The sequence below is a fragment of the Leucobacter sp. UCD-THU genome (genome assembly GCF_000349545.1).
Classification (GTDB): domain Bacteria; phylum Actinomycetota; class Actinomycetes; order Actinomycetales; family Microbacteriaceae; genus Leucobacter; species Leucobacter muris.
The window spans coordinates 180224-200652 of record NZ_KB714599.1; the positions used below are offsets into that span (position 1 = coordinate 180224).

Genomic DNA, 20429 nt, shown 5'->3' on the forward strand with positions numbered 1-20429 from the left:
GGCAGTCGAACGCGCGGAATCGCGGGGCTGCCGAGCGCGGCCGCAAAGCGGGAGAGCGCGGCCGCGAGGCGGGAGAGCGCGGCCGCGAGGCGGGAGAGCGCGCTACGACCGCGGGACGGAGGCGGCCGGCGGAGAGCCGGCCGGTGCGCGAGGACCGTTCCGACCGCGCGGCTCGCGCGGCGGGCTCGGGCGGGGCGGGGCGCGAGGGAGCTCCGGGCCCCGGCGAACGGCGCGATCAGGCGCGCGTCTACGCGTTCGGAGCCGATGGACAGGCCGAGCGGGTGGCGGGCGGACCCCGCCCCGCCGAGCCCCCCGTGCTCGAGCGGCTCGACGCCCGCCTCATCACCGCCGCCGACGCGAAGGGCGTCGCCTTCGGAGACCTCGGCCTCGGGCCGAACATCGTGCGCGTGCTCGCCGAGCTCGGCGCCGAGCAGCCGTTCCCCATCCAGGCCGCGACGATCCCCGACGCGATCGCCGGTCGCGACGTGCTCGGCCGGGCCCGCACCGGATCTGGCAAGACCATCGCGTTCGGCGCCGCCGTGGTCGAGCGGCTGCTGAAACTGAAGGCGGAGGGCGCCTTCGCGGGCGACGGCGCCGCCTCGCGCGATCGACCCCGCCGCGGTGAGCGTCAGGGGGCGCCGAAGCGGCCTCCCCGCAACCCGAAGGCCCTGATCCTCGCCCCCACGAGGGAGCTCGCCCTGCAGATCGACCGCACGGTGCAGCCGATCGCCCGCTCCGTCGGATTCTTCACCGCGCAGCTGGTGGGCGGCGTTCCCCTCGACCCCCAGATGCACGCGCTCGAGCGCGGCGTCGACATCGTGATCGGCACGCCCGGGCGCGTGCGCGACCTCGTGAACCGCCGCAAGCTCGACCTGCGCGAGGTGCTCGTCTCGGTGATCGACGAGGCCGACCACATGTGCGAGCTCGGGTTCCTCGAGCCCGTGCAGCGAGTGCTGCGCGACACGGTGCGCGGCGGGCAGCGGCTGCTGTTCTCGGCCACCCTCGACAGCGGCGTCTCGGATCTCGTGTCGGAGTTCCTGCGCGATCCCGCCGTGCACGAGGTCGGGGGCGAAGCGGTGAGCGAGGCCGAGCACCGCGTGCTCATCGTGCTGCGGGAGCACAAGGACCGCGTGCTCGTCGAACTCGCGTCGCGCCCCGGGCGGATCATGGTGTTCTGCCGCACGCGCGCCTACGCCGAGCGCCTCGCCGAGATGCTCGACGAGGCCGGGCTGCGCGTCACCGCGCTGCACGGCAACCTCAGCCAGGCCAGGCGCGAGCGCAACCTCGAGCGCTTCGCCTCGGGCAAGGCGTCGGTGCTCGTGGCGACCGACGTGGCCGCGCGAGGCCTCCACGTCGACGACGTCGACCTCGTGGTGCAGGCGGACCCGCCCGACGACTACAAGACCTACCTGCACCGCGCGGGCCGCACGGCGCGGGCAGGCCGCGACGGGCTCGTGCTCACGGTGATCCCGCGCACCAGGCAGAAGCGCACGCGCGAACTGCTCGAGCAGGCCGAGATCGTGCCCGCCTCCTTCGGCGACCACGAACCCGGCGACGATCCGACGACCCCGTAGCTCCGGGCGGCGGGCCGGGCCGGCGGGGCGGGGCGCTGGGCGGTCGATGCGACGCTGGCGGGCGGCGGCGCTGGGCGGGACACGGCACTGGGCGGGCTCCCGCGGCAGCTCACCGCACCGATCCACCTCGGAGCACCTCTTCCCGGCGGATCGGGGTGCTGCCGGCTCGATCGGTGCCGCTGCGTGAACTCGGGGGTGGGGCAGAACATGCGGACGCTTCGAGAGTGGAGATGATCTCCAGGAACAGAACCCTGTTTTTGGAGAGACCGCACAACGATGTGCGGGGTCGGCCGCGGCTCCGATTGTGGGGAGCGCGGCGGCCGGTTGTCGCTGTCGGTGGTGCCCCCTAGCCTGGCAGCAGGTCAGCGGATCGCGGGCGCACGGCGCCGCGCATCCGCGCATCACGTCGAAGGAGCATCGATGAGCGTCACCATCACGCCGCAGTCCACCAGCGCCCGCATCGACATCGAGCGGGTCGGCGACGCCCTGCTCGGCCGCTGGAAGAAGGAACGGCTCGAGTCGCGCCGGCTCGCCGAAGACCCCCGCCTGCACACGATCCCCGGCCAGCCCATGGCCGAGCACCGCGAGCGCGTGCTCGAACAGCTCGGCATCCTGGTCGAGGAGGGCGCGATCCAGCGCGCCTACCCGACCGATCTCGGCGGCAGCGACAACCACGGCGGCAACATCGCGGCGTTCCAAGAGCTGGTGCTCGCCGACCCGTCGCTGCAGATCAAGAGCGGCGTGCAGTGGGGGCTCTTCGGCGCGGCGATCCTGCACCTCGGCACCCGCAAGCACCACGAGCGGTGGTTGCCCGACGTGATGAGCCTCAAACTGCCCGGCGCGTTCGCCATGACCGAGATCGGGCACGGCTCCGACGTCGCCTCCATCGGCACCACGGCCACCTACGATCCCGAGACCGAGGAGTTCGAGATCCACACGCCCTTCACGGGCGCGTGGAAGGAGTTCCTCGGCAACGCGGCGCTGCACGGGCAGGCCGCGGTCGTCTTCGCGCAGCTCATCACGCGCGGCGTCAATCACGGCGTGCACGCCTTCTTCGTGCCGATCCGCACGCCCGACGGCGAGATGCTGCCCGGCGTGGGCAGCGAAGACGACGGGGTGAAGGGCGGCCTCAACGGCATCGACAACGGGCGCCTGCATTTCGACCACGTGCGCATCCCCCGTGAGAACCTGCTCAACCGCTACGGCGACGTCGCCGCCGACGGCACCTACTCCTCGGCGATCGAGAGCCCCGGCCGCCGCTTCTTCACCATGATCGGCACGCTCGTGCAGGGTCGCGTTTCCCTCGACGGGTCCTCGGTGCGGGCGATGCAGGCCGCGCTCGCGATCGCCATCCGCTACGGCAGCGAGCGGCGCCAGTTCCCCGGGGCCTCCGGCCGCGAGACCGTGCTGCTCGACTACGGCCTGCACCAGCGGAGGCTCCTGCCGCGGCTGGCCCAGAGCTACGCCATGGCTTTCGCCGACGAACGGCTGCTCACCGTCTTCGACGAGGTGTTCTCGGGTGCACGAGACACCCCCGAGAACCGCGAGGACCTCGAGACCCTGGCCGCGGCGCTGAAGCCCCTCTCCACCTGGGCCGCGCTCGACACGCTGCAGGAGGTGCGCGAGGCCTGCGGCGGCGCCGGCTTCATGGCCAAGAATCGCGTGACCGGGCTGCGCGCCGACCTCGACATCTACGTGACCTTCGAGGGTGACAACAACGTGCTGCTGCAGCTCGTCGGCAAGCGCCTGCTCACCGACTACGCCGAGCAGTTCAAGGGCGCCGACCGGGCCGCTCTCATCAAGGCGGCCGCGAGCCAGCTGGGCGGGCGGGTCAGCCGCTTCGGCCTGCGCCAGGTGGGGCAGAGCATCTTCGACCTCGGCCAGATGGCGCGATCGGTCGAGAGCCTGCGCAGCCCCGAGGCGCAGCGGGAGCTGCTCGCCGACCGCGTGCAGACCATGATCTCCGAGATCGCGATGGCGCTGCGCGAGGCCACCAAGAACACGCCGAAGGACGACAAGCGCGCCCGTGCCATCGCCGCCGAAGACGCCTTCAACGCGCAGCAGCACAAGCTCATCGCGGCCGCCCGCGCCCACGCCGAGTTGCTGCAGTGGGAGGCCTTCACCGAGGCGGTCGAGCAGATCGACGACGAGGGCTCCCGTCAGGTGCTGACCTGGCTGCGCGATCTCTTCGGCTTCGGACTCATCGAGAGCAACGCCTCCTGGTACCTCGTGAACGGCCGCATCTCGGGCCAGCGCGCCGAAGCCGTCACCGCCTACATCGACCGCCTCATCGGTCGGCTGCGCCCGCACGCCCTCGACCTCGTCGAGGCCTTCGGTCTCAGCCCCGAGCTGCTGCGCGCCGAGATCGCCACGGGCATCGAGGCCGAGCGCCAGGAGGAGGCCCACGCCTACGTCGAAGCGCAGCGCGCGGCTGGCACCTGGCCGATGCATGAGAAGGATCTCTACCGCGCGAAGAAGAAGGCCGACTAGCAGCGCGCGGGCTCGTGAACGCCCGCCCCGCGGCATAGAGTTGGAGGCACGGCAGATCGGTTCCGTTCACAGGGCAGGTGGGGCATGACCTTCAACGACAACGCTCGCATCGATACCGGACGAGTGTCGAAGCGCAGCGGCGCGCGGCGAGGCGGCCTGATCGCGGGCGGCGGTGTGGGGGTCGCGCTGCTGCTCGCGCTCGGTTCGCAGCTGTTCGGCGTGAACCTGCTGCCGTTCGCGCCCGTGGTCGACCAGCTGATCAGCGGCAGCTCCCTCTCGGGCGAGCGCTCCGAGGCGCTGCCCGGCTGCGAGACCGGCGCCGACGCGAACGAAGACGCCGAGTGCCGCATGGCGGCCACGGCCGACTCCCTCGATCGCTTCTGGACGGGCGAGGTCGACGGCTACCGTGCACCCGCGGAAGTGGTGCTCTACGACGGCCAGACCCAGTCGGCGTGCGGCGCCGCTTCGTCTGCGACGGGCCCGTTCTACTGCCCTTCCGACGAGTCGATCTATCTCGACGTCGCCTTCTTCGACACGCTGAGCAGCGACTACGGCGCGTCGGACGGGTCGCTCGCCCAGATGTACGTGCTCGCCCACGAGTGGGGCCACCACATCTCGAACCTCATCGGCACGCTGCAGCAGACGGGCCGCGAATCCGGGCCCGCGTCGGGGTCGGTGCGCCTCGAGCTGCAGGCCGATTGCTTCGCGGGCGCCTGGGTGAAGAATGCGTCCACCGTCACCGACGACGCGGGTGTGTCCTTCCTGCAGCCCGTCACGCAGCAGCAGATCGCCGATGCCATGAGCGCTGCGGCCGCCGTGGGCGACGACCACATCATGGAGTCGGCCGGCGCCCCGGTGAACCCCGAGCGGTTCACGCACGGCACATCCGAGCAGCGCCAGCGCTGGTTCCAGGAGGGCTACCGCAGCGGCCCCGGCGCGTGCGGTACCTTCGACGTGCCCGCTTCGGAGCTGTAGGCCGGACGGGCGCGCCGCACGCTGTGCAGGGCTCGCCCGGCTGCGCACCGGCCTGCCCGGCTCCGCACGGACATGCTCGGCGGGCCATCGAGAACCGACAGCCCGTCCCGGCTCGCCCGGCCCGAGCGGATGGTCCCGCCCGGCGAGTCGCATCGTGCTCAGCGGCGCTTGCGCTTCTTCTCCGCTCGGCGCAGCGCCTTCGCGCGCTCGGCCTTCTCCTTCGCCGCCGCGAGCTGCGCGCCGCGCGAGCCCGGTTTGGGGCCCGCCTTCTTCGCCGCCGGTTTCGGGCGCGCCTGCTTCGCGGGCTTCGTGCCGTCGGCGCCCGTCCGGCCATCGGCAGCTGCGGCCGCGGGCCGGGAGCTGCGGGCCGTGCGGCCGCGCATGATGCCCACGAGCTGCTGCACATCGGCAGCGTCGCGATCCACGTCCCAGCTCGCCCAGATCCCGCTGCCCGCGAGCTCGGGCTCTCCGGTCACCGGCAGCACGGCATGGGCGCGCTTGTCGCTCAGGTGCCGGGCGAGGGGAAGGGGGAGCAGGATCGCGCCGGCGCCGGTCGCGACGAGTTCGAGGGCGGCCTTCACACCGGTCGGCATCCAGGAAGGGTCCTCCCACGACCGCGCGGCGGGCCACTGGGGGAAGTGATCGGGGTGGTCGAGCAGCGGCACCAGCTCGAGGTCGCCCACCGAGATCTCGGAGCTTTCGGCGAGTTCGTGGTCGGCGGGCACCACGAGCGCCACGGCCTCCGTGTAGAGCAGCATCGCGTGGCGGCTGCGGTCGGGCTCCGACGAGCCCTCGGGGCGCTGGCCCGCGCGCGTGCGCTCGAGCATCACGTCGACCCCTTGCGCCTCGGCCTTCCGACCGAAGGCCGTCTCGACGGGCACCAGTTCGAGGGGGTCGCCGCTGGCCCGCTCCCAGCGCTTCGCCCACTTGCTGGGAGCGGTGCCCCGAGTGAAGCCCAGGCGCAGCGCGCCCGTGTCGTCGGCGGGGGCTGAGGGAAGTTCGGCGTCGTTCACAGCGCTATTTTCGCGTAGATCTCGTGCGTGTACGGGAGCCGTGCCGTGGAGAGCGCGATGCGGTAGCGCTCCGGAGACTCGACGTGCCTGAGCGGTGTGCCCTCCTCGACGTAGTGCGGGTGGGCGAGCCGGGCGTGCCCCTGGGGCGGCAGCCCGCTGGCGGGCACCACCCGCCACCACGGCACCGCGTGCCCGTACAGGGCCATCACACGACCGACGGCGCGCGGCGCTTCCGAGCCGATCGCGATCCCCACATCGCCGTAGGTCATCACGCGGCCGGCGGGGATGCGCTCGACCACGTCGAGCACGGCTTCGACGAACTCCGCACTGGGCATGGCACCAGGGTACGCGCTCGAGGCGACCGGGGGCGCCGTGCTTCGCAGCTCATCGAGTCGGCCGATTCGTATCGAGTCGGCCTGCGATTCGCGCGAATTCCGTGCCGGGTCGATACGAATCGGCCGTCTCGATGGGGGAGGAACTCGGGGCAGGGCGGGGCGGGGCGGGGCCGGGGTCCCCGGCCGCTATCCGAGCGAGGAGACCCCGAGCAGCGTGCCGATGAGATACGTCGCCGCGACGGCGATGCCGCCGAACACCAGCTGCCGAAGCGCGCCCGAGAACGGGTTGCGGTCGGTGAATCGGGCGGCGGTGAAACCGGCCGCCAGCAGGCCCGCGCCGCCGAAGACGAGCCCCCACCAGAGCGTGCCGAAACCGAACAGGAACGGCAGCACCGGGATGATCGCGCCCACGCTGAACGCGGCGAACGAAGACCCGGCCGCCACGAGCGGCGAGGGGCGGTCGTCGGGGCTCAGCCCGAGCTCGTGCGCGAGATGCACCTTCAGCGCCTGCTCGCTGTTCGCGTGCACCTGCGTGGCCGCGTCGCTCGCGGTCTGCGGCGACATGCCCAGGTGCTCGAACATCACCGTGAGCTCGGCCTGCTCGCCGACCGGGTTGCGGTCGAGCGCGTCGCGTTCGGTCTGCACCTCGACCGCCAGCTGCTCGTTCTGGGTGCGCACCGAGGTGTACTCGCCGAGCGCCATCGAGATCGCGCCCGAGATGAGACCGGAGACGCCCGTGATCGCGATGATCCCCGGGCTCGCGCCCGCCGCGGCGATGCCCGAGATGAGGCCGATGTTCGACACCAACCCGTCCATCGCGCCGAACACCGATGCGCGCAGCCAGCCCGACCCCGCCGACGACGAGTGCGTGTGATCGTAGTCGTGCGGGTTGGCGATGTCGATGGGTCCGTCGTTCATGAACACCTCGGGGTCGTGGGGAGGGTGCGCGCCGGGTGCGGCGCGACCTGAGCGGCGCTGGATTCGGCGCGACCGCAGCAACCGTAGCAAGGTTGCGACGAGAGGGAGAAGCCCTGATCCAAGGTCGAATACCCGAGGGATCGAGTTCGCCCAGACGAACTCGATCCCTCGGGTACGCGTTCCGTCGATGCACCGGCGCGCGCCCGCGCGCCCGACCGCGGTTCCCGGCTCACTCGCCGGCGAGATCCAGCACCTCGCCCTCCCAGCGCGAGCGCAGCCAGCGATCGTGCGTCGCGATCACGAGCCCGGTGCTCGCCGCGGGGCCCGCGGTGAACTCGCGCAGCGCCGTCTCGAGCTCCTCGACGAGAGTGAGGGAGAGGTGGTTCGTGGGCTCGTCGAGCAGCAGCACGTCGGGCGGATCGGCGACGAGCGCCGCGAGGGCGAGCCGTCTGCGCTGGCCCACGCTGAGCGTGCCGACGGGCCGGCCGACGTCGCGCCTCGCCAGCAGGCCGGTCTCGTGCAGCGGCAGCGCGTCGGCGGTGTCGACGCCGACCGCGTCGCGGTAGACGCGCTCCGCCGAGCGGTCCGCGTGCTCGAACTCGACCTCCTGCGGCAGGTAGCCGACGCGCGCGTGCGACGCGATCTCGAGCTCGCCGCGATCGGGGTCGAGGCGGTGGGCGAGGATCGCGAGCAGCGTCGACTTGCCCGAGCCGTTCGGCCCCGTGAGCATGAGCCGGCCCCCGGTCGGCAGTTCGAAGGAGGTCGGCCGCAGCCGCCCGGCGAGGGCGATCCGGTCCGCGCGGATGAGTGCGGACGGTGAAGCTTCGCCGCGAGCGTTGGCGGATCGGGTCGGATCGAGCTCCGCCACCGCGCCTCCCGCCCGCCCGTCACCCGGCGATGAACTGCCGCGCGGTGCGAGACCCTGTCCGTGCGGTACACCGCGTTCCCGGGGAGCCGCCGCCCCGAACCCGGCGAAGCGCAGCGGCTCGGGCTGGCGTCGCACCCGCTCCCGTTCGAGCACGTCGAGGCGCACGCGCGCGTTGCGGGCGCGTCGGGCGGTGACGCGAGCGTCTTTGTCGGCGTAGAACTTGCGCGTGATCTTCGCCTCCGACTTCGACTCGTGCTTGCGGTTCACCTCGCGCGATCCGACCTCGATCTCGTGGATCAGCGCCTCGCGCTCGGCCGTCTCGGCGGCGTAGCGGGCGCGCCAGCGCTCCATCTCCGCCTGCCGCGCGGCGCGTGCCGCCGAGTAGCCGACTCCCCAGAGCCGCACGCCGAAACCCGAGCCCGGGTCGTCGGTCACGGGACCCGCCGGGAGGGAATCGTGCGGCCCGGGCGCCGAGAGGGGACGGGAGCTCGGTGCGGACCCGGATCGGGAGCCGGTGCCGGATCCCGATCCCGTGCGGGACCCGGAGCCCGAGCCGATGCCGGATGCGGCCGCGCCGAATCCCGACCCCGAGGCGCCGGAGCCCTCGACTGCGCGCTCCGCCCCGTGCGTCTCCGCTGCGCTCGCCTCTCCCGCGATCGCAACCCCGTCTGGCGAGTGCGCGGCGAGTCCCGCCGCCCCGACCCGTCCGGCGCTCGCCACCGGTTCCGCGTCCGCGAGCACCTGTGCGGGAAGGGGCAGCGCGTCGAGATCGAGGATGCGCGTGCTCACCGCGTCGAGCAGCGCGCGGTCGTGGCTCGCGACGATCACGATGCCGGGCCAGCCGGCGAGCACCCGCTCGAGGTAGGCGGCCGAGGCGTCGTCGAGGTGGTTCGACGGCTCGTCGAGCAGCAGGGTCTGCGGCGCGGTGAGCAGCAGTGCCGCGAGCGCCAGGCGCAGCCGCTGCCCGCCCGACAGCTCGCCGATCGGGCGGCCCTCGGCGATGCCGCCGAGCCCGAGCCCGAAGAGGATCTCGCCCCGGCGAGCCGCGGTCGACCAGGCGCTCGTGCGCTCGGCGTCCTCGAGCGCGAGAGCGTAGGCGTCGGCGACCTCGGGGTCGTCGGGGTGGGAGGCGAAGCGCTCCCCGAGCCGCTCGATGCGCTCGAGCGCGTCGAGCGCGGTGCGCTGGGCGTCGTCGAGCACCGAGCCGAGCGGCGTCTCGTCGGGGTAGGGCAGCTGCTGGGCGAGCAGGCCGACCGAGCCCGGCAGCGCGACGGTTCCGGAGTCGGGGCGCGATCCGGGATCGTCAGCCGGGCCTCCCGCGGTGCGTGCCGGAGGGTCTTCGGAGCTTGCCCGGCCTGCCGCTGTGTCTCCTGCCGGGCCTCCCGCCGATCCTCCCGCCGCCGCGATGATGCGCAGCAGGGTCGACTTGCCGGTGCCGTTCTCACCGATCAGGCCGATGCGATCGCCCGGTTTCGCGGTGAACGAGATATCGCTGAGTACGCGGCGGTCGCCGTAGGAGCGGGAGACACCGTCGACGATCAGGTGCGCGGTGCCGGGCGCCGACCCCGCGCCGTCGGATGCGGAGCGGGACGCCGCACGGGTCGCGGCTGCGAGGTCTGGGGTGGTGTTCGATGCGGGCATGGTGGCCGCCTCTCGGAATCGGGTGCTCCGCAGGGTGGCCGGGGTGCGCGTGAGACGGGTCGCCGATCCCGCGTCGTGAGGCGCGCGTATGGCGGCTCGGATCGCGCGGGCGGGCGCTGCAGCCGCGCGCGGCGCGGCGGGCCCGAGGTGATCACGCAGCATCCCGTGGCATCGACCCTGGCGCGCTCAGCGCGCAGCGGAACCGGAACGGGGATTGAGGCTGCGTTAGTTCTTCACGCCCCCGAGTGTACGCCAGACAGGGTGCGGGTGCGCAAGTGCGGGTTCGGGGCGGTCCGCCGAGACCCGGCTCGGCGCCGGGGCCCGGGTCACCGGGATCCGGGCCACTGCCGGGATCCGGGACGCCGCGATCCGGTCGCCGCGACGAACCGGCCCCGGGCCTCCCGGCCTCCCGACCCCTGGGCCCTCGGCATCGCAGCGACCCAGCCGCACCGATCGAGCTTCACGCACCGGATCCGCCCGGATCGAGGTGCATGAAGCTCGATCGGTGCGCGGACGGCGCACGGACGGTGCGGGCGGGGCGCGAACCGCACACGACCGGTGCGCGGGCGGTGCGCGGACGGCGGGGCGACCGATGCGGAGCCGAAGGGCCCGAACGCGTGACCGGCCGAGCAGGAGCGCCCGGGTCGCTGCGCGCCCATCGGCCCGGGCGCAGCGCGCGCCCTCCGGCCCGGGGCGGCGTACGCTGGAGACCTGCACGGCGACGGGAGAGCGGCATGACGATGGACACCAGCGGACGGATCGAACCGACGGGGCGGGGCGCGGATCTCGCGCTCGTGCGCTCGCTCGCGCTGCCCGTCGAGGAGACCTGGGCCTACCTCACCGACTCGGAGCTCACCGAGCAGTGGTTCGGGCCCTGGGAGGGCGACGGGCGCGCCGGAGGCGCGGTGCGCGTGCGCATGCGGTTCGAGGATCACGAACCGGCGATCGGCGTGCGCATCCTCGCGTGCGACCCCTTCGAGCGGCTCGTGCTCAAAGCCGAGGACGAGGTCGGCGGCTGGCACCTGGAGCTGCTCGTCGAGGGCGACGGCGACGACTCGCTGCTCACGCTCGTGCACCACCTCGACACCACCGACGAGGTCGGCGAGATCGGGCCGGGCTGGGAGTACTACCTCGACCTGCTCGTCGCCGCCACCGAGGGCACCGAGCGCCCCAGCTTCGACAGCTACTACCCGGCGATGCGCGAGGCCTACCTCGCGATGCGCCCCTAGCGGGGGCGCCGTGGCGCACGCTCGCGGCGCTGGGGCCTGCGTCGCCGAGTATGCTGACCGGGATGAGCGCATCCCCGACCGTTGAAGAGTTCTGGGCCGAGGTCCGCACCGCGCTTCCGGGCCTGCCTGAGGCGGTGCCCGAGGCCTGGGCGTTCGGCGCGACACCGGATCACGCCGATGGTCTGCTGGCTCTCGTGCTCGAGGGCACGAAGACCGCGACGGCCTCGTCGCTCTGGGACCTCGAGCACACGGGCGATCCGGTGCCCGGCGTCGGCGAGCTGAGCATCATCCTCGACGGTCGCGGAGTGCCGCGCGCGCTGCTCGAGACGACCGCGGTCGAGGTCGTCGCGTTCGACGAGGTGTCCGAGTCGCACGCCTTCGCGGAGGGGGAGGGCGACCGCAGCCTCGCGCAGTGGCGCGAGGTGCACGAGCACTACTGGCGCGCCTACTCCGCGAGTCCGAGGGGGTTCGAGTCCCGCATGCCGATCGTCTGCGAGCGGCTGAAGTTGAGGTACGCCGAGGGGCGAGCGGCCTCGACCGCTCGCCCCTGACACAGCCGCTGATCTCGGTGCGTGCGGGCAGGCCTCCGAGCTCGGTGAGACCTGGCGGGGATCGACCGAGCGGCGGATTTCGCACCCATCTGCTCAGCGGCGCATGCGAAACCCGCCGCTCGGCGAGAGTTCACACCGCGTCTCCCCGAACTGGCCCCGTGTGCGGCTGCCAGCCGGGCGGGGGCGCCGCGTGCTCGGCGAAGGCCTGCAGCACGCGCAGGTTGTACGCCGCGCCGAGCCGGTTCGGGATCGGAGCAGCACAGTGATTCGATCCCGGACTCCTCATCTGTTCAGGGTGCGGTCTGAAGCGCCATGTGAATGGTCGGGTACGGTCGGCCATCCCCATCGAGCTCGCTACGGCCGATCTGCGCGAAGCCCCGACTGAGGTAGAAGCCGAGAGCTCCGCTGTTCTGCTCGTTCACATCCACTTTCGAGACTGCCTGGTTCTCGATGACTTCGGCGAGAAGCGCCGAGCCGACGCCCTCGCCACGGACTGCATCGGAGACGAACAACATCTCCAGGGCGCCGTCACGCACTCCCGCGAACCCGATGCGTCGCCCGTTCTTCTCGGCGACAGTGAGCGTCACGGCGGGAAAGTAGTCCGATGCAAGATGGGATTCGATTCGAGCGAAGTCGGATTCGTCCAGGAAATCGTGGGTGGCGCGGACCGCGCTGCGCCAGATTTCAATGAGTGCTTCGTACTCCTCCGGGCCGCGGCCGGCTCGGATGTTCAACTGAGCGGCTCCTTCTCGCATGGGCCGATTCTATGACCCGCGTGACCGTCTGCGTACTCCGCAGCCTCGCCTGGAGGCTGCGTCAGCGCTCCACACCACCACCGTCGCGGGGTGAGAGGGGGTGAGCTCAGACCGCGTCTCCCTGAACCGGCCCCTCCGTGTTCGGCTTCCAGCCGAGCGCGGGCGCCACGTGCTCGGCGAAGGCCTGCAGCACGTGCAGGTTGTATTCCACGCCGAGCTGGTTCGGGATCGTGAGCATGAGCGTGTCGGCCGCCATCACCGCCTCGTCGGCGAGCAGCTGGTCGATCAGGCGATCCGGGGTGTCGGCGTAGGTCTTGCCGAACGTGGACCGGATGCCGTCGATGATCCCGACCTGATCCTGCCCGTCGCGGCCCCGCACGCCGAAGAACATCTCGTCCTGCTCGCTCACCAGCGGGAACACGCTGCGGCTCACCGAGACGCGCGGCGATCCGGTGTGCCCGGCCTCGCGGTACGCCGCGCGGAAGCGCTCGATCTGCTCCCGCTGCAGCTCGTGGAACGGCTGCCCCGTCGCCTCGGTGAGCAGCGTCGAGCTCATGAGGTTGAGGCCCTGCCGGCCCACCCACTCGGCGGAGTCCCGCGATCCCGCACCCCACCAGATGCGGTCGCGCAGCCCGGGCGACCTCGGTTCGACCGCGAGCCTGCCGGGGGGCGCCATCTGCGGGTCGCTGTCGACGACGCCGTCGCCGTCGATCGCGCGCAGGAACAGCTCGAACTTGTCTCGGGCGATGTCGGCGCCGCGCGGATCCTCGGATCCCGTGTACCCGAAGGCCTCGTAGCCGCGCAGGGCGGTCTCGGGGGATCCCCGGCTCACGCCGAGCGCGATCCGGCCGTCCGAGATGAGGTCGAGCGCGGCCGCCTCCTCGGCGAAGTACAGGGGGTTCTCGTAGCGCATGTCGATCACGCCGGTGCCCACCTCGATGCGGCGGGTGCGGGCGGCCATCGCGGTGAGCAGCGGGATCGGCGAAGCCGCCTGCCGCGCGAAGTGGTGCACGCGCACGTAGGCGCCGTTCACGCCGATCTCGTCGGCCCCCTCGGCCAGCTCGATCGTCTGGTGCAGCATGTCGCCCGCGGTGCGAACGCGCGAACCGGGCACCGGCCCGTAGTGCCCGAATGACAGGAATCCGAAAGCTCTCATGCGGGGTGCAACACCCGATCCCGAATTGTATTCCCGTGCATGTAAATCGATCGCCGCCCCGCCTGGCGACACGAATCCCCCGCGCGACGGGCGCGCCGCGAAGCCGGTACCGCGGGACGACCCCCGCGGTACCCAGGGCTGACGCGCGCGCCGGGCGCCGAATCTAGCGTCGAAGCATGGAGATTCACTCGAGCGATATGGGACTGGTGGCGCGCGTCGCCCACCTCGGCAAGCACTACGGCGAGGGACCGCAGCGGGTCACCGCCCTGGACGACGTCTCGATCGGCATCAGGCGCGGCCAGTTCACCGCGATCATGGGACCCTCGGGATCGGGCAAGTCGACGCTGATGCACGTCATGGCCGGCCTCGACAGCCCCAGCGAGGGGCGCGTCTGGCTGGGCGACGACGAGATCACGAACCTCGGCGACGCCGCGCTCACGAAGCTGCGCAGGCGCCGGATCGGCTTCGTGTTCCAGTCGTTCAACCTCGTGCCCACGCTCGACGTCATGGGCAACCTGCGGCTGCCGTTCGAGCTCGACGGGCGCCGCCCGAACGCCGAGGAGCAGCACCGCATCGGTTCACTCGTCGAGACGCTCGGCCTCGCGAACCGCCTCAAGCACCGCCCGCACGAACTGTCGGGCGGCCAGCAGCAGCGCGTCGCGATCGCGCGGGCCCTCGCCACGCAGCCGGATGTGATCTTCGCCGACGAGCCCACGGGCGCGCTCGACTCCCGCACCGGGCGCGAGGTGCTCGGCCTGCTGCGATCCGCCACCCGCACCGCGGGCCAGACCATCGCGATGGTCACCCACGACCCCATCGCGGCGAGCCACGCCGACCGCATTCTGTTCCTCGCCGACGGGCGCATCGTCTCGGATCGCGAAGCGATGACCGCCGAGCAGATCTCGGAGACCATGCTGAACCTCGAGTCGGTGGCCGTCGCCGGATCCGGGGCCGCGGCATGATCGCCGTGATCCGGGAGCACGCCTCCACCATCGTCGTCTCTGCGCTGTCGTCGCTGTTCGCGGTGACGCTGATCCTGTTCACCGGGATCCTCACCGCCGCCATCGACCCGGCCGTGATCGAGGCGGGCGGCACCTTCCGCGTGGTGCTGATGATGGTGGCGCTCATCTTCATCCTGATCGCGCTCTACGTCGGGGCGATCGTCACCGCCAACACCTTCTCGACCATCATCGCGGGCCGCACCCGCACGATCGCGCTGCTGCGGCTGATCGGCGCGAGCGCGGCGCGGGTGCGCGCGCGGGTCGCGGGGGAGGGGCTCGCGATGGGGCTGCTCGGCGCGGTGCTCGGGTTCGGGATCGCCGAGGCGCTGTGCGCCGCCGCGGTGACGTGGGGGCCGGACGCGGGCTGGCTTCCCGCGGGTCGGGACTATCCGCTGTTCGATCCGCTGACACTCGTCGCGGTCGCGATCGTCGCGCTCACGACCTGGGTGGCGGCGTGGTCGGGATCGCGGCGCGTGGGCCGCGTCTCGCCGATCGCCGCGACCGGGGCCGCCGTCGAGCTGCCCGCCGACCGCGCGGGACGACGCCCGGCGCGCACGGTGTGGGCGGTCATCCTGCTCATCATCGGGGTCGCGCTGCTGGCGATCGGGATCGTGCTCGGCCTCATGACGCCGCTCGCGCTCTTCATCGCGTTCATGGGCGGGCTCTTCTCGTTCACCGGCATCGCCCTCGGCGCCCACTTCGTGATGCCCCCGCTGCTGCGGATCTCGGGCCGGGCGCTGGGCAACGGACCGTCGGGGCGGTTGGCGGCGGCGAACGCCGTGCGCTTCCCGGAGCGCAGCGCCCGCTCCACGATCGGCCTCGTGATCGGCGTGACCCTCATCACGATGTTCGCGGTGGCGCTCGCGAGCTATGAGACGATGACGCTGCAGGCCTTCGCGAGCGACCCGCGCCTCGCGGCCGACTTCACGGCCACCCTCGCCGTCACCACCGGCGTGTTCACGGGCCTCGTCGGCTTCTCGGGAGTCATCGCCGCCGTCGGCCTGGTCAACACGCTCTCGCTGAGCGTGCTGCAGCGCGCCCGCGAGCTGGGCCTGCTGCGCGCGCTCGGGTTCACCGGGGCGCAGGTGCGCCGCATGGTGCTGGCCGAGAGCGCCCAGATGACGCTCACCGCCCTCGTCTTCGGGCTCGTGCTCGGAGTGTTCTACGGATGGACCGCGGCGCAGACGCTGCTGGGGTTCCAGACGGGGCTCATGGCGCCGGCCATCCCGTGGCCGATCATCGGCGGCATCGTGGTGTGCGGGATCGCGCTCGCCCTCATCGCGGCGGCGGCACCGGCCCGGCGCGCGATCCGGGTGTCTCCCATCGCCGCCCTCGCTGCGCAGTGAGCGCTGCGCGTCTCGCACCGTTCTGCTGCGCGCTCTCATGAGCGAATCGGGGCTGCTTCTGGCTGCGCGTCGGCCCCCGACGCGGCCAGAAGCGACCCCGGCTCGAGGCAGGCCGTGACGATCCCGCTGAAGCGGCCAACGCCGCCCGCGAACGTCTCGGAAGAATGTCGGCGGCCGCGACTAGGCTGAAGCCATGACCGTTGTGATTGATCCCGCATTCGATCCCGTCCCCTCTCTCGCCCGCGCCACGAGCGTGAGCGTCTCGTCGCAGCCGCCGGTCGACCCCGGCGCTCTCGCGGTCTTCGTGCCCGCCGAGGGCGAGCTGCCCGAGAGCATCGCCGAGATCGGCCGCGACGCGCTCGCCGCAGCCGGCTTCACCGGCGCGGAGAACCAGACGCTGCTGCTGCCGGGCACCCCGCTGCGGGTGCTCGTCGGCACCGGCAAGGCGGGCATCGACAGTGACGCGCGCCTGCGCGACGCCGTCGCGGCCTTCACGCGCGCGGCGCGCGAGGAGGCCCGGATCGGGGTCGATCTCACCGCGCTGCTGGCCTCGGGCGACTGGGACGCCGAGGTGGCCGTGCAGGCCGCGATCGAGGGTGCAGTGCTCGCCCGATACCGCTACGACGCTCTGAAGAGCGACCCGAAGACGGTCGCGCTCGAAGAGCTCATGCTGCAGATCGGCGAGCAGCACGCCGAGGCCGCCGAGTACGGGGTCGAGCGGGGGCTGATCCTCGCCCGCACCGCCGCGCTCTCGCGCGACCTGGCCAACACCCCGCCCCGCCACCTCAGCGCGGTCAAGTTCGCCGAGGTCGTCGAGCTGCTCGCGCCCGAGTTCGGTCTCGAGGTCGAGGTCTTCGACCGAGAGGCGCTCATGCAGCTCGGCACGGGCGGCCTGCTCGGCGTCAACGCGGGCAGCGTCGAGGAGCCGCGCATGATCAAGGTCTCGTACCGCCCCGAGGGCGCCGCGCTCGCCGACGCCGAGGGCCATCTCGCGCTCATCGGCAAGGGCATCATGTACGACTCGGGCGGCATCAGCCTGAAGCCGTCGAACGCGATGCACGCGGCCATGAAGTTCGACATGATGGGCGCGGCCGCGGTGTTCGCGTCGATGACCGCCCTGCGCGACCTCGGCACCACCACCGCGGTCACCGGCTGGCTCATGTGCACCGACAACATGCCCTCGGGCAGCGCGACCAAGCTCGGCGACGTGCTCACGATCCGCGGCGGCAAGACCGTCGAGGTGAAGAACACCGACGCCGAGGGGCGCCTGGTCATGGCCGACGGCCTTGTGCTCGCCACCGAGGAAGAGCGCCGGCCCGACGCGATCGTCGACATCGCCACCCTCACGGGCGCCGCGATGATGGCGCTCGGCACCCGCACCGCTGCGATGCTCGCCAATAACGACTCCGTCGCCGAGCAGCTGCAGGCGGCCGCCGATGCCACCGATGAGAACATCTGGCGGTTCCCGCTCGATCACCGCTACCGCGACCAGCTCAAGTCGAACGTCGCCGACCTCTCGAACATCGGCGGCCAGTACGCCGGCGTGATCCTCGCCGCGCTCTTCCTCAACGAGTTCGTCGACGGGCTGCCGTGGGGGCACCTCGACATCGCCGGCACCATGCAGGCCGAGAGCGACGACCTGTGGCGCTCGGTCGGCTCGACCGGCTTCGGAGCTCGACTCCTCGCCGAGTTCGCCGCCGGCTTCGTGAAGCCCGCCGGAGAGGTCGACGCACCCGAGACCGACATCGATGAGGCGGACGCCGACGATGAGTGAGTCGACTCCCTCGGCGTCTCGGCGCGCCCGCCGGGGCGGGCGCTCGGCGCGCGCCCCGCAGCACCTGCTCAAGGATCGCGACGCCTACATCGACTACCTCTCAGAGTTCATCGCCGAAGCGCCGTCGTCGTACCACGCCGCCGCAGCGCTCCAGAAAGCACTCGAGGCCGCCGACTTCAGCGCCCACGACGAGACCGAGGCGTGGCAGGCGGTCATCGACGGATCGCGGGGTTTCGTGCGCCGCGACGGCGCGCTGATCGCGTGGCGCGTCGGCAAGAAGGTGTCGGCCGACAGCCCCGTGCGGGTGCTCGGCTGCCACACCGATTCGCCCGGCTTCACGGTCAAGCCGCGCCCCGACTTCACCGCGCACGGTTGGAGCCAGGTGGGCGTCGAGGTCTACGGCGGGCCGCTGCTCAATTCGTGGCTCGACCGCGACCTCGAGTTGGCCGGTCGCATCGTCACCCGCGACGGCACCGAGCGCCTCGTGCGCACCGGGGTGGTGGCCCGCATCCCGCAGCTCGCGATCCACCTCGACCGCGAGGCGAACTCCGGCCTCACGCTCGACCGGCAGCGCCACACGCAGCCCGTGATCGGGCTCGTGCCCGCTGCGGGCTCTGGGGCGGGCTCCGATCCGGACTCGGAAGCGGGCGCTCCCTCGGCGCTCGCGCTGCTGGCCGATGCGGCCGGCGTCGCGGCCGACGAGATCGCCGGAACCGACGTGCGCCTGCACGACACCCAGCCTCCCGCCCGTATCGGCGTGCACGGCGAGCTGTACGCCTCGCCTCGCCTCGACAACCTCAGCTCGACGGTCGCGGGACTCGTCGCCCTGCTCGCCTCCGAGCCGGCCCCCGGCACCATCTCGGTGCTGGCCGCGTTCGACCACGAAGAGCTCGGGTCCGAGACCCGCTCGGGCGCCTCCGGACCGTTCCTCGAGGAGGTGCTGGCTCGCATCCGCGCGGGCCTCGAGGCGACGGTCGAAGACTCCGCTCGCGCGTTCGCCCGATCCTGGTGCCTGTCGGCCGACGCCGGGCACTCGGTGCACCCGAACTACCCCGAGAAGCACGACCCGCGAGTGCAGCCGCTCGCCGGCCAGGGGCCGATGCTCAAGGTGAACGCCAACCAGCGCTACGCGAGCGACGCCCACGGCGCCGCCCTGTGGCTGCGCGTGTGCGAGGCCGCCGGCGTGCAGACGCAGGAGTTCGTGTCGAACAACACGTCGCCGTGCGGTTCCACGATCGGGCCACTCACCGCGACGCGCCTCGGCATCCGCACCGCCGACGTCGGCGTGCCGCTGCTGTCGATGCACTCGGCGCGCGAACTCGCCCACGTCGACGACCTTCACGGTCTCGCCCGGGCGACTGGCGCGTTTTTCACAACCCTGTCATAATCCGGGCCACGTTCGCTAGGATCGTGCTATGAGTGAGATGCAGCAGACGGGACACACCGGCGTCGCCCTCTCGCACAACGCGCTGATGCCCAGCGTGCAGCGTATCGGGGAGCGCGACATCGAGATCACCTACCTCGGAACGAACGCGGCGGGGCAGCCGACGTGGATCATGTGGAACGCGACCGAGCCCTACCTCATCGGCATGCTGTCGCGCGGCAAGATGGGCTACCACTTCGAACAGCGCACCAGCTCGGGAGTCATGCTGCACGAGAACATCTCGCTGAATCGGGTGCAGCGCGCGCTCGGCGGCTGAGGCGCGACTGAAGCATTGGGCGTCGGCGCGGCGTTTTCCTCGGAATCGCGGGCCGGTGTCAGTGGCTCCCCGCGGGGAACAGCGGGCGCGACACGCCAGGGATGCGCAGTTCTCGAACCCGATTTGCACTGCACCCGTTTCTCCGCATAAGATCATATCTCGGTAGCAAGCGAGAAATCGCTTCGGCCCCATCGTTTAGCGGCCTAGGACACCGCCCTTTCACGGCGGCAGCACGGGTTCGAATCCCGTTGGGGTCACTAAACACCGAATACAATTGAATACACCATGGCCCTGTGGCGCAGTTGGTTAGCGCGCCGCCCTGTCACGGCGGAGGTCGCGGGTTCAAGTCCCGTCAGGGTCGCCAGTCGAAGAACCCTTCTACGGAAGGGTTTCTTCGTCTCTGGCGGTCGCCATGAAAGTGATTGCCTGGCTCTGTAGCTCAGTTGGTAGAGCGTTCGACTGAAAATCGAAAGGTCACCGGATCGATGCCGGTCGGAGCCACGTAGCGGCTATTACACCGCTACTGAACCCTCGCAAGGCTTCTACTTGCGGGGGTTCTTTTATTCTTCCGCATAATTCCGCGGTTCTCGCGGGTTCGGCAGATCGCTGACTCCCTGCGGCTCAAGCATGGAAACATGGTCGTCTTTGAGGTGTTGGAGCGGTCGGCGGGAACTCCCGGGTGACCATGCCGTAGGTCAGTCGCGACTCGCCGGTCTCGTCGTCCGTGACGCTCGAGGTGATGGCAGCGATCCAGAAGGCTGACCCCTCGGCGAGGGGCCACCTGGGTTTGCCCTCGTCGTACCAGCTCGCGGGCAGCAGGGCCCGGTGTGGGAACGCGTGGCTCCGTCGCTTCACGAATCTCGAGCGGCATACTTCTTACACGCTCAGTAGTCGGGTGCGCTATTAGTAGCAACGCCGTCCACGATAGAGTGCAAACGAGACCAGAAGAGGTTCCTAGGTCATCTTTGACGAGGATCGCCGAAGAACGGGGAGAACTACAGTGTCACCATCACGATCACGGCGGACATGGTCGGCGGCGCTGGTCGCCATCGCAGCGATTGCCGGATCCACGGTGTTGGGCGGATGTGGATTGGTACCCAGTT

The 20429-nt window shown here is 71.6% G+C and carries 16 protein-coding genes and 3 tRNA genes; 13 read left to right on the plus strand and 6 right to left on the minus strand.

Annotated features, from left to right (window positions below):
- Nucleotides 1-143 precede the first annotated feature (143 nt).
- The 3 genes from H490_RS18385 (at nucleotide 144) to H490_RS18395 (ending at nucleotide 5039) form a co-directional block, all read left to right on the plus strand.
- Nucleotides 144-1574 (plus strand): DEAD/DEAH box helicase, encoded by a 1431-nt coding sequence (locus H490_RS18385; RefSeq protein ID WP_238560286.1) that lies wholly within the window; start codon nucleotides 144-146, stop codon nucleotides 1572-1574.
- 420 nt (nucleotides 1575-1994) lie between these two features.
- The gene (locus H490_RS18390) at nucleotides 1995-4064 is read left to right on the plus strand and encodes an acyl-CoA dehydrogenase (RefSeq protein WP_017882870.1); all 2070 of its coding nucleotides are present in this window, start codon (nucleotides 1995-1997) and stop codon (nucleotides 4062-4064) included.
- An 84-nt stretch (nucleotides 4065-4148) separates the two neighbouring features.
- A complete protein-coding gene (locus tag H490_RS18395) occupies nucleotides 4149-5039 on the plus strand; it encodes a neutral zinc metallopeptidase (RefSeq protein WP_017882871.1) in 891 nt (296 codons plus the stop codon).
- Between the two features lie 158 nt (nucleotides 5040-5197).
- On the opposite strand, the gene H490_RS18400 is transcribed toward H490_RS18395, so the two are convergent.
- The 4 genes from H490_RS18400 to H490_RS30955 form a co-directional block, all read right to left on the minus strand.
- Entirely contained in the window at nucleotides 5198-6052 is an 855-nt protein-coding gene (locus H490_RS18400; protein ID WP_017882872.1) for a LysR substrate-binding domain-containing protein, read from the minus strand.
- Complete coding sequence (locus tag H490_RS18405; RefSeq protein WP_017882873.1) at nucleotides 6049-6387, minus strand: MGMT family protein; 339 nt, start codon at nucleotides 6385-6387, stop codon at nucleotides 6049-6051. The genes H490_RS18400 and H490_RS18405 overlap by 4 nt, the downstream gene beginning before the upstream one ends.
- A gap of 186 nt (nucleotides 6388-6573) precedes the next feature.
- On the minus strand, nucleotides 6574-7305 hold the full coding sequence (locus H490_RS18410) for a VIT1/CCC1 transporter family protein (protein ID WP_017882874.1): 732 nt from the start codon (nucleotides 7303-7305) through the stop codon (nucleotides 6574-6576).
- A 229-nt stretch (nucleotides 7306-7534) separates the two neighbouring features.
- Nucleotides 7535-9814 carry an ATP-binding cassette domain-containing protein gene (locus H490_RS30955; protein WP_193743371.1) on the minus strand — a complete coding sequence of 760 codons (2280 nt, stop codon included), beginning with the start codon at nucleotides 9812-9814 and terminating at the stop codon, nucleotides 7535-7537.
- A 734-nt stretch (nucleotides 9815-10548) separates the two neighbouring features.
- On the opposite strand from H490_RS30955, the gene H490_RS18415 reads away from it, so the two are divergent.
- Complete coding sequence (locus tag H490_RS18415; protein ID WP_017882876.1) at nucleotides 10549-11043, plus strand: SRPBCC family protein; 495 nt, start codon at nucleotides 10549-10551, stop codon at nucleotides 11041-11043.
- A 62-nt stretch (nucleotides 11044-11105) separates the two neighbouring features.
- On the plus strand, nucleotides 11106-11594 hold the full coding sequence (locus H490_RS18420; protein ID WP_031289584.1) for an ASCH domain-containing protein: 489 nt from the start codon (nucleotides 11106-11108) through the stop codon (nucleotides 11592-11594).
- Between the two features lie 290 nt (nucleotides 11595-11884).
- On the opposite strand, the gene H490_RS18425 is transcribed toward H490_RS18420, so the two are convergent.
- Nucleotides 11885-12349 carry a GNAT family N-acetyltransferase gene (locus H490_RS18425; RefSeq protein WP_031289586.1) on the minus strand — a complete coding sequence of 155 codons (465 nt, stop codon included), beginning with the start codon at nucleotides 12347-12349 and terminating at the stop codon, nucleotides 11885-11887.
- Between the two features lie 106 nt (nucleotides 12350-12455).
- Nucleotides 12456-13505, minus strand: a complete 1050-nt coding sequence (locus H490_RS18430) for an LLM class flavin-dependent oxidoreductase (RefSeq protein ID WP_031289588.1) — start codon at nucleotides 13503-13505, stop codon at nucleotides 12456-12458.
- A 176-nt stretch (nucleotides 13506-13681) separates the two neighbouring features.
- Here H490_RS18430 and H490_RS18435 point away from each other — a divergent pair, with 176 nt between their 5' ends.
- From H490_RS18435 to H490_RS18470, 8 genes are all read left to right on the plus strand, one after another.
- On the plus strand, nucleotides 13682-14467 hold the full coding sequence (locus tag H490_RS18435; protein WP_031289590.1) for an ABC transporter ATP-binding protein: 786 nt from the start codon (nucleotides 13682-13684) through the stop codon (nucleotides 14465-14467).
- The gene (locus tag H490_RS18440) at nucleotides 14464-15852 is read left to right on the plus strand and encodes an ABC transporter permease (RefSeq protein ID WP_017882881.1); all 1389 of its coding nucleotides are present in this window, start codon (nucleotides 14464-14466) and stop codon (nucleotides 15850-15852) included. Before H490_RS18435 ends, H490_RS18440 begins: the two co-directional genes overlap by 4 nt.
- A gap of 193 nt (nucleotides 15853-16045) precedes the next feature.
- Nucleotides 16046-17626 (plus strand): leucyl aminopeptidase family protein, encoded by a 1581-nt coding sequence (locus H490_RS18445; RefSeq protein WP_017882882.1) that lies wholly within the window; start codon nucleotides 16046-16048, stop codon nucleotides 17624-17626.
- Nucleotides 17619-19013, plus strand: a complete 1395-nt coding sequence (locus H490_RS18450) for a M18 family aminopeptidase (RefSeq protein ID WP_017882883.1) — start codon at nucleotides 17619-17621, stop codon at nucleotides 19011-19013. The genes H490_RS18445 and H490_RS18450 overlap by 8 nt, the downstream gene beginning before the upstream one ends.
- Before the next feature lie 28 nt (nucleotides 19014-19041).
- A complete protein-coding gene (locus tag H490_RS18455) occupies nucleotides 19042-19326 on the plus strand; it encodes a hypothetical protein (RefSeq protein ID WP_017882884.1) in 285 nt (94 codons plus the stop codon).
- 184 nt (nucleotides 19327-19510) lie between these two features.
- Nucleotides 19511-19583, plus strand: a tRNA-Glu gene (locus H490_RS18460).
- Between the two features lie 30 nt (nucleotides 19584-19613).
- A tRNA-Asp gene (locus H490_RS18465) sits at nucleotides 19614-19690 on the plus strand.
- A gap of 64 nt (nucleotides 19691-19754) precedes the next feature.
- Nucleotides 19755-19827, plus strand: a tRNA-Phe gene (locus H490_RS18470).
- Nucleotides 19828-20429: the final 602 nt, after the last annotated feature.